Below are 15,457 nucleotides of genomic sequence, written 5' to 3'. Positions count from 1 at the left end.
ATTTCTGATTTCTACAAAGATAAATATAATGCAGCCATTTCTGGAATTTCTACCTTTATTTCTACACGACGGTTAAGTTGACGATTTTGTGGATTATCAGAACCATCATTATTGGCGTTAGCCGCAACAGGTTTTGATTCTCCAAACCATGCATTTTCAATTCTGTCCGGAGAGATTCCGTTGTCAATTAAAAATTTATGTGCAGCTAAAGCTCTTTTTTCTGATAGTGCTTCGTTATAGTCTACTGTACCAATCCAATCTGCGTGACCATCTAAGCGTATTTGAACACTTGGATTGTCATCTAAAAAGGCTTGGAGTGACTTTAAAACATTGATACTTTTATCACGTAAGAAGTATTTATCGAAATCGAATAAAATATTAGCGAACTCCTGTAATTGTTGCGCTTCAGTTTTAACAACATCCGTTTTAGTTTCAACTGTTTTAGGTTTGTTTTCCTGAGACGTTGTCGTTTCTTTAACTACGGGATCCTTTTGATTCGTCGTTATATTTTCTTCTTTCCCTGTTTGTTCTTTAACAATAGGATCTTCTTTGGTAGAAACGATGTTCTCTTCTTTTCCATTTTGATCCTTAACACCGGGTTCTTCTTTAGTCGAAGTAATATTTTCTTCTTTTCCGGTTTGTTCTTTTACAATAGGATATTCTTTAGTTGTAACTGTATTCTCTTCCTTGGTTGTTTCTTTATTTTGGTTTGTTGTATTGTTGTCAGCAATATTGTTCGTTGTGGCATTATTGTCTTCTGGAATTGGCAGTCCTTCTTGCTCCATAGCAATAATTTCTTGCAATTCAACGATGTCTACGTTCTCAGTATAAACATTTTTCTCATCACCGTTTTCTTCAATTGTTGTGATTAAAGCAGAATAAACAATTTCAGCGTCAGTGACATCTAATTCCATTTCGATATTAGTTTCGTCGTTTATTTTCTCAACTTCGGCTAGTGTTTTTTCTTCGTTTTCAAAATCGAATTTAAACTCACCATTTTCATCAGTATTAATCACATTTACGACTTCTTTTTCATCGTTTCCTAAATATACGGTAACTTCTTCATTCGGAATTTTAGTATCTTTTATAGTTTTGTTTGTAATTCCTTGTAAAGTTAAATCCTCTCCTGATTGATTAGTTTGCTCTTCGAATGACTGTTTTGCATCTTCTTCGTTAATCATGATTTTATACTCTTTGTCAGTATTCACACGTTCAAAAGCAAAATCTCCATTTTCATTAGTTTTATCAATCCGAACAATTTTATCATTCTCATCAAGTAACACAACTTCAACATCTTTTGCATTGTGTAATTCGTCATGCGCAATATTTCCAGTGATACCTGTCTCTAAAATCAGTTCGGGAGTGTTATATGTAAAGTTGTCGATTTTAAAGACTTCTTGCACTCTTTTGTCAATATCAAAATATGCATGCGTAAACGTTGCTTTTAAACCTTCGGTATCTCCTTCTTCATTTTTAACATCTTCTAATTCTACTTGTTGAAATAAGTTGTAAGCAACACATTGTTTTGGTAAGAAAAATTCGTCTGTAAATGGTCTTTCAAGACTATATTTAGTCTGTGCAGCTACCAATTCAACGATATAAGTGTTTTCAGGAGGTAATAACATTTGGTATTTACCCGTATTTCTATCAATAGTAAAAGTCCCCATTTCCTCACCGGTTGCTTTATTCGTCACTTTTACAATTCCTGAAACAGGTAAGTGATTTTCAGCGTAAATAGCATAACCTTTGACTTCTGTTGTTGGAATATTTTGGCACTCATATTTTGCAGTATATATATCCAAATGTCCGTATGAACCTGGACGCATAGACGCATAATATGCCAATGTTCCGTCTCCATTTTCTATATAATAGATATCGTCACCTGAAGAGTTAACAGGTGTGCCAATATTCATAGGTTCTCCCCAATTACCATTTTGGTCCCTTAAACTACGGTAAATATCAAAACCACCCATTGAATTGTGACCCTCTGATGCAAAATAAAGTGCAGTACCATCTTTTGATAAATACGGTGCATCTTCCTTGTATTTAGTATTGATTTTAGGTCCCATATTAACTGGTTTTTTCCAGTTACCATTGTCGTCTTTTTTAGAGTAATACAAATCTCTATCTCCATATCCATCTACAACGCCAGTTGATACAATAAACATTTCAGTTGCATCTGGTGTAATGAAGATACTTGGGTTAGCATCACCAATATTTACATTCTGGTTCATTCGAATTGGAATAGACCATTTGCCTTCAGCATCTTTGGTGCTTTTCCAAATACCATTTCTTTTATAGATATATAAAGTTTTACCGTCAGCCGATAAACTTACTGGAGCTGAATGTTCTTTTCCTTCATTTACTTCTTTCGATATATAGCCTGAAGATTTATCAATTAGTTTTGATTGACTCCATTTGTCATCTGTTTTATTCGAATAGAATATGTCCTCATAGTAGTCCCCGTCCATGTTCTTTTTATTGTCAGATGGACGACGAGAACAGAATAGAATTAGATTGTTTTGTTCAACCGCAACAGGTGAATAATCCATGTATTCAGAATTGATTTCAGGACCAAGGTTCACTAATTCTTCTACTTGGTAAAGATGCACGTCACGTAAGTCAATACCGTTATTACAGATCTCAATTTCTCTTATAACGTCATTTCTTGTTAATCTGCCCGCTTTATTATCCGATAAATTATCTAGAAATAAATTGTAGAATTCAATTGCATCTTCAAAATCGCCAACAAAGTGCATTGTTTTAGCAGTGTAATAAAGCAATTCAGGAATCGTATCTTTTACAGATAATTCAAGTGCCTTTTTAAAGTAAGGTAATGCATTTTCTCGTTTGACTTTAGAATCAAACTGATTTAAGCCAGCTTCAAACCAATATATGGCTTTGTCAGTGTTTGCTTCCGTTACTTTTTCGTAATAGGATTTTGCTTTCCAAAATTCTTCCTTTCGGTATGCTTTTCGTCCTTTTTTAACGAATTTTTTTACTTTTCCATTGCTTAGTTCTTGTCCATTGACGTTAATGCTCGCAAGCATCAAACTAAAAAACACAAGTGATATTTTAAGTAGGGTTGTTTTCATCAAAATTTAATTTCAAATTTGATATACTGATACGCCTTGTATGCAGTCTCATTTTTAACTGGGTCAGATTTATAAGATGGACCATTTACAGAAGCCTCTTTTAACACTGTATTTACTTTTGACACATCAATGTCAAACTCTTTTAATAATTTAATTAAAGCTTTATTGCCATTATTCAATCTGTGAACAGCTAAGTCTTGGTTGTCTTTATAGCTTCTTGTTGGTACACGTGATGCACTTGCAGTAATGTAGATCGTTACATTTAAGTTTTGGTCAACGATGTCTTTTACACCTTGCATGAAAACTCTAAATTCAGGGATTTTATAGTCAAATTTATCTTTGTTATAATCTAAGAAGTAAACGAATTCTGGTTTTTCAATCAAATCTGTATAGTTAGCGATTGAATCTGTTCGAATTAATTCTTTTGGATAAAGACTTTCATCACATTTTCTAACGCCGTACTCTAAATCTCTAGCAACAGTTGTTTCAATTCGAATTCCATTTAAATAAGCAACTACAAAGGCGCCAGGAAAATCATTTAATACACTTCGTCTTATCTCTTCAGCTTTTATGTATTGTTTGTAATTACCAACCATGTATCGTGTAATATTTAATCCTAAAGGTTCTGTGGTAATAGGGTTGAAGTTTTTGTAATACTTAACCGGCAATGGATTTTTGAAAGCTCCTACTTGTACTTTGTAAACTAAATCACAGGTCATACCTTCTTCACGAGATTTTTTAATTAATTCATCATCGTCAGAAAGAATTTCTCTTGTTTCTAAAGAGATAGGGTCTAACAATAAATCGTGTTTAAGATCTTGATAAGAGGAGTTACATGGAACATAAAGTTCGCGCTCATGAATTTGTTTTTCACCGAAGAAATAATCAAGTTGATAAGTGTGACACGGTATTAATGTTAATACATAACCGCCGTCGCGCATACGGGGTGTGAATTTTTTTGCTGGTGTGCCTTCTGTTAAATCTGAAACCATTATACTAATTCCACTTGGGATTTTTGATCCTTGTGAGTTTCTGATAAATCCTGTAAGTACAGCGATATTTTGAATGTAATCAGTATTATTTGAAACGGAATATATATCCTTATCACCTATAGCATCATCTCTCTCTGAGCTATAATAACCAGTTCTACCATCAGCGGTAGTTGTATAAAAGATGTCATCACCAGTCGTGTTAAGTGGTGCGCCCATGTTACGTGGATCAGTCCATACATCATCATCCCCTAATTGAGTTACAAAAATATCAAAGCCTCCCATACTTGTAGCACCGTTAGAACTGTAATACATTGTTTTACTGTCAACCCCTAAAAACGGAGCGTCTTCATCATAAGGAGTGTTAATTGGTGCGCCAATATTCAAGGCTTTACTCCATTCGCCGTTTGGTAATTTAATTAATCTATAAATGTCTCGACCACCAAGACCTCCTGGTCTGTCAGAAACAAAATAAATTGCATTTCCATCGTTACTTATAGTTGCGTGACTTTCCCAATACTCTGTATTAATTTCTAAAGCATCAAAAGGTTTTAGATTAATGAATGTTGTGTCAGCAATTTCAGAAAAGTAGATATCTCCACCATTAACATCTTTATAAACAAAAACGGTTTGGCCATCCGCAGAAGAAGAGATGGACGCATCATTAGAACGAGGTAAACAGAAGTCTAAATAATTTGGAGACGACCAATTCCCTTCACGATCTTTGTAGCTCACATAAATATCTTCATAGTACTGACCATTCTCTTTATTTAGAATGTTGTAGTTCATACTATCTTTTCGCATACGTTTCGTTGTATAGAAAAGAGTTGTGCCGTCTATTGTGATTACGGGGCTATAGTCTGGTCCAGCCCCATTAATCGCATCACCAACATTGTCTATCTGATAATTTTTAGGAGTCGCTAATAATTCCTTTGCTACTTTACATTGTGCCAAGCCCAGCTCAGCAGCGTCAACCATATTGTGTTTACTATTGACATTGTCAATAAAGTATTTGTATTGTGTGAATGCTTCATCAACATCTCCTTTTAAGTGATTTGATTTTGCTAGGTAATACCAAACATCAACAGGGGCGTTTCTTTCAGAGGCCGAAGTAGGATTGTATTTTTTATTAACTGCGTATTGCGCTTTGTCAAATGATTCGAAAGCTTCATTGTCTCTATTTAATCGAATTAATGTTAACCCTTTTTTATATAAAAGATTCGCATTTTTCTGATCTTCTTCAATTAGAATTTCCCAAACATACAAAGCATCCTGATAAAGTTTATCAAACATGAGATTTGTACCAACATCAAATTTGTCTGTAAAACTTGCGCTTTCAAGATTGGCTCTTATTTCCTCTTTACTTGCTTGGGCAAACAAGTTTCCGCAGACAATTACGAGAATTAATGTTAATATTTGTGTTTTCACAGCATTTTGCATATCAACATCAAAGGAAAAAATAAAAGCCGCACGTTTTAGGGTGCGGCTTTTAAACTTTTTTACGGTTGATTGTTTATAACTCTCGATTAATGTCGAATTGTTCGAGGTAATCTGCTACGCGTCGAACGAATTGTCCGCCTAGTGCTCCGTCAACTACTCTGTGGTCATATGAATGAGATAAATACATCATGTGACGTATTGCGATTGCATCTCCTTGAGGTGTTTCAATAACCGCTGGAATTTTTCTAATTGCTCCAACAGCCATAATCGCAACTTGTGGTTGGTTAATAATTGGTGTACCTAAAACATTTCCAAAAGTTCCAACATTTGTCAATGTATAAGTACCTCCTTGGATATCGTCAGCACTTAACTTATTATTTCTTGCCTTATTTGCTAGAGAATTTACTTGCTTAGTTAAACCAACCAAGTTTAAAGTGTCTGCATTTTTGATAACAGGAACAATTAAATTACCAGAAGGCAAAGCAGCAGCCATTCCAATATTTATATTTTTTCTCTTAATGATGTTGTCACCACTAACGGCGATATTGATCATTGGAAAATCTTTAATTGCTTTTACAATTGCTTCCATAAATATTGGTGTGAAAGTAATTTTCTCACCTTCATTTTTATAAAAGCTATCTTTAATCTTGTTACGCCACATTACAATATTCGTAACGTCTGCTTCAACATAAGATGTTACATGCGGAGAAGTTTGAACGGACATCACCATGTGCTGTGCGATTATTTTTCGCATACGGTCCATCTCAATTACCTCGTCTCCTTCATAAACTGGTACATCGTGTACTTTAACAGCTTTAGCTGGTGCACTCGGTGTCGATGATTGAGTAGGTGTTGCTGCAACTGCTGCTGGTTGAGCAATAGTTTTAGCGCCTCCGTTTTCAATGAAGTTTAAGATGTCTTTTTTTGTAACTCTATTATTGTCTCCAGTTCCTACAATGGTTTCTAAAGATTCCATTGAGATTCCTTCTTCTTTCGCTATACTGCGTACAAGAGGAGAATAGAATTTACCACTTGGACCTGTCTTTGAAATTGAACCTGTTGATTCCGTATTTTGAGGAGTCGCTACGGCTACATTTTCTTGAACTGCTGGTGCAGCTGCTGCCGAGGTTGTTTCATTCGATTGAGGAGCACTCGCTTCGCCATCAGTTGAAATTATCGCAATAACATCACCAACTTGAGCCACGTCATCTTTTTCAAATAATTTTTTTACCAATATACCTGCAGCTTCAGATGGCAATTCATTGTCTACTTTATCTGTAGCAACTTCTACCAAAGGTTCATCCATCTCTACTGTATCACCAACTTCTTTTAACCAATTAGTAATGGTTGCTTCTGTTACACTTTCTCCCATTTTAGGGAGTCTGATTTCAATTTCAGCCATTTTGTTTTATTAAATTTAGAGTGACAAATTTAGTTGAAATTTTCCGTTTATTCCTTGTTGAAGAAGAATTTAATTGAAATATAAACTTAATTTGTTAGTCAAAACGAATTGCTTTGACGGGGTCAATTTTTGTTACTAAATAACTTGGTATGATAAGAATGATCAGGCAAGTGACTAGTGTTAAAAGATTAATGTAAATGATATGCATGAAATTTATGCTCACTGGAACAACATCTAAAGAGTATACCTCTGCATCCAAAGTGAAGAAGCCTGTAAAATATTGAAAGGCAATTATGCCAATGCCCAACAGATTCCCAAAGAATATACCGCGCGTCAATAAAAATATAGCATGGAATATAAAGATTGTTCGTATACTCCTGTTTTTAACACCAACCGATTTAAGGATACCAATCATATTTGTTTTCTCAAGAATTAATACTAAAAGAGAGGTAACCATATTAATCAATGAAACCAATAGTATTAATGCGATGATGATTAAGATATTCATGTCAAGTAGATCTAACCATGCAAATATATCTCTATGTGTTTCTGTTATTTCTGTTGTTTTCATGTCGTATGGAATCGTTTCATAAACAATTTCATTCAACTTTGTTAAATCATCCCATTCTCTAAGGATAACTTCAAATCCACTTGTGTATAGATTTTGTGTGCCAAATCCATTCGTGGTATTCACTTCTCCAAATGGTGTAATGATCTGATTCGTAGTTTTATATTCAAATGATTCATTACTTATTAATTCATCACATGAGCACGGTGAATTGATTGTAATATTGGCGAAAGCAGTATCTGGAATGGATGAGATTTCATTTCTAGCGCCAAAATCCACCGCTGCTATGTCTGAGGAAATAAGTTGAATACGTTCGGTGACTTTTCCTGAAAACTTGTGATAAGGCGAGTCCTGGAATCCATTCCCCCAGTCGTATTGGTATTTGCCAGTCCCTCCTTTGGTGATTGCTTTTAGAACAAATTGTTTGTCAATACATGTGTCCAATACAGTGATAAATGTTTGAACTCCCCAATTGTTTAGCTTTTGTATATGTCCTATACGTGTAAAAATTAGTTTTTTATCGAACTCTTCGAAGCCCGAACGATAGATCCCACTGATTACAAATTTTTCTTTTTTTGGACCTTGTGTATCTCGAATGAAAAAAGCTTCGATTTCATCGCCAACTTTATAACCCATTTTATCACAAATATAAGCTGAGACTAAAGTTTGATTATTAGGGTTATTGAAGTCAATTAGCTTACCGTCAATTAGTTTGTCTGCGAAAAAGGTAGTGTCATAATCTTTGCCAATGCCTTTGAATAGAACGCCTAAAATATCTTGTGTTGAATGAATGGTGTCTTTATTGTTGTGAGTAAAAACAACATCATCTCGTTTGGCTTGAAGTATGGCAGGCTTATATGCAAATATTTGAACGTTTTGAACTTCTTTCTTTTGATTTAACTCAGCATAAAAAGGCTGCTTAATTAATAATGGATCAGATTCCATAGAATTGCTCAGTCCATCTTTAGTGATTTGAATATGTGAACCAAAACCAATCACTTTATCACGGATGCCTTCTTGAAAGCCTGTCACAACAGAAACAGCAACAATCATTACAGCTATACCTATAATTATACTTGCTAAAGAAATAATTATAATTGGTTTAGATAACTTGTTTTTAGATTGATTGCCTTGAATAATTCGGCTCGCTATAAAAAATTCAGTTTTCAAAATGATTACATTTACCAACAAAAGTAAGATTTATATATATGATTAAGGTTGGTTCACTCATTTTAATAATAGTATTTGTAGGTTGTTCAGCAAAATCTGGTTCTGATAAAGCAATTCAAACCGATTCGGTACCAATAGAGCAGAAAGATAGTGTCTTAAAGAATGACATTCCTTTATATGCAAATTTAAGCATTCAGGTTGGGGCAGAAAAGATATCGGATTATTTACCAATGTTGGAGAATAAACGGATTGCAATTGTTGGGAATCAATCGAGTATTGTTAATGGCGTTCATTTAGTAGATACATTATTTGCCTTAAACGTTAAGATAAAACGTATTTTTTCACCGGAACATGGTTTTAGAGGAGATGCTGATGCTGGAGAGAAAGTGGATAATGATGTTGATAGTAAGACTGGTTTACCGATTGTTTCTTTGTATGGAAAGAATAAAAAACCTTATAAGAGTCAATTGACTGATGTTGATATTATCCTTTTCGATATTCAAGATGTTGGGGTGAGATTCTATACCTATATAAGTACTTTGCATTTGGTGATGGAGGCTGCAGCCGAAAATGGAATAAAAGTGATTGTGTTGGATCGTCCAAATCCAAATGGTCATTATGTTGCTGGACCTGTTTTAGATTTAAAATTCGAATCTTTTATAGGTAAACACACTGTTCCTGTTGTGCACGGAATGACGGTAGGTGAATATGCGCAAATGATTAATGGAGAGTCTTGGTTACCAAACAAAATGCAGTGTGAATTAACAGTAGTGGCTTGTTCTGGCTGGGATCATAATAAATTTTACGAATTGCCGATAGCGCCTTCTCCTAATTTGCCGAATATGGAATCAATATATCTATATCCTAGTTTATGCTTTTTTGAAGGAACAGAGGTTAGTATTGGCAGAGGGACAGATTGGCCTTTTCAGGTTATCGGTCATCCGGATTTAAAATCAGTTGACGAATGGAATAAATTTAACTTTATTCCAGCGCCAAATTTCGGGGCTAAAAACCCAAAATTAAATGGTAAAGAATGTTTCGGTATCGATTTACATGAGCGTGATATTGTGTCACTAAGACAAGGAGGGTTAGATCTGTCTTTTTTATTAGATGTTTATAATTCGATGCCCAATAAAGAAGCCTTCTTTTTAAATAATGGGTTCATTAATTTATTAGCAGGTTCAGATCAACTTAAAAAGCAGATTGAAGCCAATAAAACAATTGCAGAGATTGAAGCAACTTGGCAGGATGGTATTGCCAAGTTTAGAGACATTCGACAAAAGTACTTGCTGTATTCAGATTTTAAATAAGCTTTAAATCTTTAATTTTTTCGATCAATTTGGCACGTGTTTTAGCGAATTCAGCAAGGCTATTTTTATTCGCTAGTCTATATGCATAATGCTCTTTTATTCTTCTAAAAATTATATACGCGAATAGTCCTGCATAAGCTGGTACTATGACGATGTATAAAATGCCTAACCAATAACTTGGATAGATATAGTCATAGAATAAAAAGATAAAAGGAATATTATAAATTAATGTAATTACTGGTCCCAGCATAAGTTTTACTCCGCTTCTAAATACAGCTCTTTTAAAAGTATTGTCAATAAATTTTTTGACAACCAAATACGGAATAGCAGCATGTATTATACCTAATAATGTAATGGGTAAGGTAAGTATAATTAATAATAACGATAGAGCAAAGTTTGGGCGAGAACTTGTAGCATATTGATAGACCCACTCTTCGTTTATTTTTTGCTTTTTTTGCGCATTAAAATAGGATAAACAATCGGCTTTTAAGGTTGCCCATTTTGAATCTGATTCATCATAGTTTTCGTTGATGTACGTTGCCGTTTTTTTAGAATATTCATAGCGATTCAAAAGCAGTTCTTTTTTATCAAAGTGATCATTATTCATTCCTTTTCTCGAAAGAATGAGGATGTGCTCTAAGAAGTCTGCTAATGTTTTGTCTTCAATGTAAGTTAATTGATCTTGCATTGATTTCGCGATAGTTTTCGTCAATTCAGTTATTGCCTTATTTGGATTCTCTTGGTAAAGCGCTTTATAATCTTTTAAGTAAATTAATTCCCCCATCGAAACAACGACATCTGATCGAAAAGCCGAAGGATCAGTATAGTTTAATCCTATTGCTTGAACTTTAATGTCGAGCTCCCAATTAGATGACTCCATTGTTCCAAAACCAATTCGGGCTGGACCTTTTTTTATTGTTTTTAAACTTCTAATAAATGTATTGTCAGTATATCCTTCAGCAAAAAGAATCAATGATTTTTTATTTTTTAGAACTTGTCTTACTTTAACAAATACATCTTTGTTTTTTTCTGCAGAATCATTACCATCTTGTTCCGTTCTATAAATCGGAACCATATGTGATGCCCAGGTAACAGGTTGAAGCCATTTTTTAAAAATATCTCCTCTTGTCATGAAGAAAAAGATAGGCCATTGATAATTAGCAGCGACTAAAGGGTCTAAAAATGCACTGGGATGATTACAAACAAAAATGGTTTGCGCTTTAAATGTTTTTTGTGCGTTCAGTGTAAGCCGTTTGCGTATGAAAATAGACATAGCATGAGGCAAAAGAATCCGTAGAATAAAATATAAAGGTCTCATAGAATGGTCGTAAAATTAGCATTTTCTGTTAAAAAAAGTTAAGCCTAAAATAGAATTCTCCCAGTTCCGTTACATTTGAGGTTTAAATCCTATCCTAAATTGAACAAAAACAGATTCAAAATAATATTAATATTGATGTCAGTGGCCTTGTCTGGCTTACTGTTGATACAGTCTTATTGGATTAAGAATGTATACGATATTACACAAGCTCAATTAAGTGAGAAGGTAATGAATGCGTTAGAATCGACGGCTAAAGATCTTGAAAAGGTTGAAGCTACCCGGTTTATGCATCCTGATTTATATGATCAGGGTTTGCAAGGTTCTTATGCCGACTTTTTGAATACTGAATTCGGAGATGTTATGCATGTTGATGAATCAATCCAAATTCGAGATACGGCAATCGTAAAAGATGGAGAAACGTATCGATTCCTTGTCGTGACAGGGATGTCTTTGGATTCTGCAACAGGAGTTTTGACTGAGCAAAGAATTTTTGCGAAAAACTTCAATGATTTGGTGAATACGGGTATCGAAGGAAGTGTTTTGTCATTACAAGATACCAATTCAATCGCCATTCAATTAAGCAATTCGTATGAAAGACAAATTGTGAAAAAAGCACGTTTCTTAAATGAGCTTACATTGAATATGTTCACCAATAATTATTATGACGATATTAAATTGCGTCTAAACTTAAAGGTATTAGATTCGTTATTGTACAAAAATTTATTTAGGTTTGGTTTAGACACGAGTTTTGCTTATAATGTCGTTGATCAAAAAGATGTTAAGGTTGATTTCTTAACACATAGTGATCATTATAATAAGACACTGCAAGGGGCTGTTTATAGTAGTTATCTTTATCCGAATGATATCGTGCCTTCTAATTATCAAATTAGGATAGAATTTCCATCTAAGAAATTTTATATATGGAGAGAAATGGCAGGTACATTATTAGCTTCTTTCTTATTGGCATTGATTATTGTAATTGCTTTCTATTTATCAGTATCAACAATCTATAAACAAAAACAACTCTCAGAGATCAAGAATGACTTTATTGGGAATATGACCCACGAATTGAAAACACCAATTTCAACTATTTCTTTGGCTTGCGAAGCGATTAATGATCCTGATGTTTATAGCGATAAAGAAACAATCGGGTCATATATTGGGATGATTGATCAAGAAAATAAGAGGTTGGCTAAATTGGTAGAAAAAGTCTTACAATCTTCATTATTCGATAAAGGTAAAATGCGTTTGAGTCTAACGGAAACTAAAGTCCACGAAATTCTCAAAGAAGTTGTCGATGCTTTTCAAATTAGGTTTAAAAACAAATCAGGTTCAATAGTTATTGACCAATTAGATGAAATTGTATGGGATGTTGATCGAATACATTTTTCTAATATTCTTTATAATTTATTAGATAATGCCTTAAAGTACTGTACGAATAAACCTAAGGTCAATATCAAACTTGTGGCGTTAAAGAAAGGCTTTGTTATCGAGATTGTTGATAATGGTATTGGTATTAAGAAAGAAGATCAAAAGAAAATATTTGAAAAATTATACCGTGTTCCAACAGGAGATGTGCATGACGTGAAAGGTTTTGGTTTAGGGTTAAATTATGTCGATGGAATTGTAAAATTACATCACGGAAAAATATATGTAAAAAGTGCGTTAGGCAAAGGTTCAACATTTAAAATTAACATTGGAAATGAGTGAGAAAATAAAAATTTTATTAGCAGAAGATGATACCAATCTTGGTACATTATTATCTAATTATTTAAAAGCAAAGTCATTTGATGTCACTTTATGTGTTGATGGTGAAATTGCACTTAAACGTTTTAAGGAGAGTATGTTCGACTTTGTGATTTTAGATGTCATGATGCCGAATAAAGATGGCTTTACTGTTGCTAAAGAAATCAGAGAAACTGATGATGAGATTCCGATTCTCTTCTTAACTGCGAAGTCAATGAAAGAAGATAAATTGCAAGGGTTTAAAGCTGGTGGAGATGACTATCTTACAAAGCCATTTGCAATGGAAGAGCTTCTTGCTCGCCTTAATGCAATTCTTAAAAGATCTTATAAGGAGGGTAAAAAAGCCACCACTTTTGAAGTTGGAGACCTAACTTATGATTTCCTTCAGCAAACGATCACAAAGGATGGTGAAACAAAAAAATTGACTACGAAAGAAAATGATTTATTTTATTTACTGGTAAAAAGTCAAGAGGATGTTTTGGATAGAAATGAAGCTTTAAGACAGGTTTGGGGTGATGATAATTACTTTAATGGTCGAAGTATGGATGTTTATATCACAAAATTAAGAAAGTACGTAGGAGTTTCTGACTTAGTTGAAATTATTAATGTTCACGGCAAAGGGTTTAAATTATTAATTAAAAATGAGTAACATTCTTTGTTTAAATAGTGATTCAGACTACTTTTGTACCTGAATTTATGCAAACAACAAAAATAAGTCACATTGCCCATTTAGTAGAGATTTGTGTTCAGCACGGAATTACACAAGTTGTAGTTTCACCTGGATCAAGAAACGCACCTTTAATTATCGCGTTTGATGCACACCCCTCTATTGAAATTATCTTAATTCACGACGAAAGATCTGCAGCATTTTTTGCATTAGGTCTTGCTGAAGCAAGCGGTAAAACCGTTGCTTTAACATGTACCTCTGGAAGTGCTCCCTTGAATTATGCGCCAGGTATTGTAGAGGCTTATTATAGAAATATACCCTTACTTATTTTAACGGCTGATCGGCCTGCAGAATTGGTTGATCAAGGTGATGGACAAACAATTCGTCAAAAGAATCTCTATGCCAATTATATCAAGGCACAATACGAATTGCCCAATCAACCTAAAAAGGAAGACGTAAGTAGTGCTGATAATATTGTAAATAAAGCCATTTTGGAAGCTTCAAATTTCCCAAAGGGCCCTGTACACATCAATATTCCGTTGGCTGAACCATTGTATGAAACAACAACATTGGAAACTTTACCTGTATTCACATCCAATGAGAATGATAATGCTATTGGTTTAACTGATGAAGAAAAACTTTTAATAGAATCGGGCTGGTTAAAAAGTGAACGAAAGTTAATTTTAATTGGTCAACTCACTTCTGGGTCAGATTTAAAAGACCTTTTAATTGCAACAGCAAACGATCCATCAGTTGCAATTTTGGTAGAGAATACATCGAATATTCAAAATTTTCAGAAATTTTGTCATTCAATTGATAGGGCTTTAGCCATCATTAGTCCTGAAGATATACCCGCTTTTGCACCTGACTTATTGATTTCGATGGGAGGAGCAATAGTTTCTAAACGAATTAAAGCATTCTTTAGAATGCATAAACCTAAAATCAATTGGCGTGTTGGTATCTTTAATTTTGAAGAGGATACCTATCAATCATTGAAACATTCATTCAAATGTAGTCCGAATAAATTTTTGCGTTTTGTAAATGGATTAGAGACTGTACCAATGTCTAATTTTGGGAATAAATGGAAACAAGCCGATTTATTATCGAATGAGAAACATGATGATTTTATATCAACTGCTCCTTTTTCAGATCTGACAGCAATTGCTGATGTCCTAGAAACGCTGCCTGTAAATGTTAATTTACACATGTCTAATAGTTCTGTTGTTCGTTATTGTCAATTATTTAACCCTTTATTGGGTGTTAATTATTATTGCAATAGAGGGGTAAGTGGAATTGATGGTTCAACTAGTACGGCGGTTGGTTTTGCACATGCAGATAAAGAGAGATTAAATGTGATTATTTCAGGCGACTTATCTTTTATGTATGATTCTAATGCGTTGTGGAATAATTATTTAGATAAGAACATTAAGATTGTCGTGATAAATAATAATGGTGGTGGAATATTTAAAATTATAGACGGTCCTTCAAAATCAGATCAGCGAGAATTATTTGTAGCACCTATTGAGACAAATATTCAAGGTATATGTAATACTTTTAATATCAACTATTTTAAAGCTGATTCTAAAGAAGTCTTATTGGACGTGATAGACTCCTTTTATATTGAAAAAAATAATCGTCCTTCGGTCTTAGAGATTAAAACGGCTGAAATTCCAAGTGATCAAATTCTAAAGCAGTACTTTAAGGGTTTTTCCTGATTGGTTTATTGCGCGAATTCTTATATTTGTAAGCTAT

Annotated in this window: 9 protein-coding genes; 4 read left to right on the top strand and 5 right to left on the bottom strand. The window is 33.9% G+C overall.

Going from position 1 to position 15,457, the window contains the following annotated elements; genetic code table 11:
• Positions 1-11: 11 nt before the first annotated feature.
• The 4 genes from T367_RS0114350 to T367_RS24070 form a co-directional block, all read right to left on the bottom strand.
• Positions 12-3,095: an OmpA family protein gene (locus tag T367_RS0114350; RefSeq protein ID WP_027420475.1), complete on the bottom strand. Its 3,084-nt coding sequence runs from the start codon at positions 3,093-3,095 to the stop codon at positions 12-14.
• The gene (locus T367_RS24075; protein ID WP_169736072.1) at positions 3,095-5,512 is read right to left on the bottom strand and encodes a PD40 domain-containing protein; all 2,418 of its coding nucleotides are present in this window, start codon (positions 5,510-5,512) and stop codon (positions 3,095-3,097) included. Before T367_RS24075 ends, T367_RS0114350 begins: the two co-directional genes overlap by 1 nt.
• A gap of 85 nt (positions 5,513-5,597) precedes the next feature.
• Positions 5,598-6,926 carry a dihydrolipoamide acetyltransferase family protein gene (locus tag T367_RS0114340; RefSeq protein ID WP_027420474.1) on the bottom strand — a complete coding sequence of 443 codons (1,329 nt, stop codon included), beginning with the start codon at positions 6,924-6,926 and terminating at the stop codon, positions 5,598-5,600.
• A gap of 94 nt (positions 6,927-7,020) precedes the next feature.
• Positions 7,021-8,664 (bottom strand): ABC transporter permease, encoded by a 1,644-nt coding sequence (locus T367_RS24070; protein WP_027420473.1) that lies wholly within the window; start codon positions 8,662-8,664, stop codon positions 7,021-7,023.
• Between the two features lie 38 nt (positions 8,665-8,702).
• Between T367_RS24070 and T367_RS0114330 the strand changes: the two genes are divergently transcribed.
• Positions 8,703-9,974 carry an exo-beta-N-acetylmuramidase NamZ family protein gene (locus tag T367_RS0114330; protein WP_027420472.1) on the top strand — a complete coding sequence of 424 codons (1,272 nt, stop codon included), beginning with the start codon at positions 8,703-8,705 and terminating at the stop codon, positions 9,972-9,974.
• Here T367_RS0114330 and T367_RS0114325 read toward each other — a convergent pair.
• On the bottom strand, positions 9,967-11,292 hold the full coding sequence (locus tag T367_RS0114325; protein WP_084274439.1) for a 1-acyl-sn-glycerol-3-phosphate acyltransferase: 1,326 nt from the start codon (positions 11,290-11,292) through the stop codon (positions 9,967-9,969). The two genes, T367_RS0114330 and T367_RS0114325, sit on opposite strands and share 8 nt — an antisense overlap.
• 135 nt (positions 11,293-11,427) lie before the next feature.
• Between T367_RS0114325 and T367_RS22485 the strand changes: the two genes are divergently transcribed.
• The 3 genes from T367_RS22485 to menD are packed head-to-tail and all read left to right on the top strand — an operon-like array spanning position 11,428 to position 15,420.
• Entirely contained in the window at positions 11,428-13,002 is a 1,575-nt protein-coding gene (locus T367_RS22485) for a sensor histidine kinase (RefSeq protein ID WP_027420470.1), read from the top strand.
• Positions 12,995-13,687, top strand: a complete 693-nt coding sequence (locus T367_RS0114315; protein WP_027420469.1) for a response regulator transcription factor — start codon at positions 12,995-12,997, stop codon at positions 13,685-13,687. Before T367_RS22485 ends, T367_RS0114315 begins: the two co-directional genes overlap by 8 nt.
• Before the next feature lie 17 nt (positions 13,688-13,704).
• A complete protein-coding gene (gene menD, locus T367_RS0114310) occupies positions 13,705-15,420 on the top strand; it encodes a 2-succinyl-5-enolpyruvyl-6-hydroxy-3-cyclohexene-1-carboxylic-acid synthase (RefSeq protein WP_211252714.1) in 1,716 nt (571 codons plus the stop codon).
• The last annotated feature ends 37 nt before the right edge of the window (positions 15,421-15,457 follow it).

Origin of the sequence: Crocinitomix catalasitica ATCC 23190 (assembly GCF_000621625.1) — a bacterium.
Classification (GTDB): domain Bacteria; phylum Bacteroidota; class Bacteroidia; order Flavobacteriales_D; family Crocinitomicaceae; genus Crocinitomix; species Crocinitomix catalasitica.
Note: the sequence above shows the minus strand (reverse complement) of the source record. Positions and strands in the feature narration are given on the sequence as shown.

What these genes read in the sequence shown, in the direction of transcription:
- T367_RS0114315 (WP_027420469.1), top strand. Translation starts at nt 12,995, where the DNA reads ATGAGTGAGAAAATAAAAATTTTATTAGCAGAAGATGATACCAATCTT.
- T367_RS0114340 (WP_027420474.1), bottom strand. Translation starts at nt 6,926, where the DNA reads ATGGCTGAAATTGAAATCAGACTCCCTAAAATGGGAGAAAGTGTAACA.
- T367_RS22485 (WP_027420470.1), top strand. Translation starts at nt 11,428, where the DNA reads ATGTCAGTGGCCTTGTCTGGCTTACTGTTGATACAGTCTTATTGGATT.
- T367_RS0114325 (WP_084274439.1), bottom strand. Translation starts at nt 11,292, where the DNA reads ATGAGACCTTTATATTTTATTCTACGGATTCTTTTGCCTCATGCTATG.
- T367_RS0114330 (WP_027420472.1), top strand. Translation starts at nt 8,703, where the DNA reads ATGATTAAGGTTGGTTCACTCATTTTAATAATAGTATTTGTAGGTTGT.
- T367_RS0114350 (WP_027420475.1), bottom strand. Translation starts at nt 3,095, where the DNA reads ATGAAAACAACCCTACTTAAAATATCACTTGTGTTTTTTAGTTTGATG.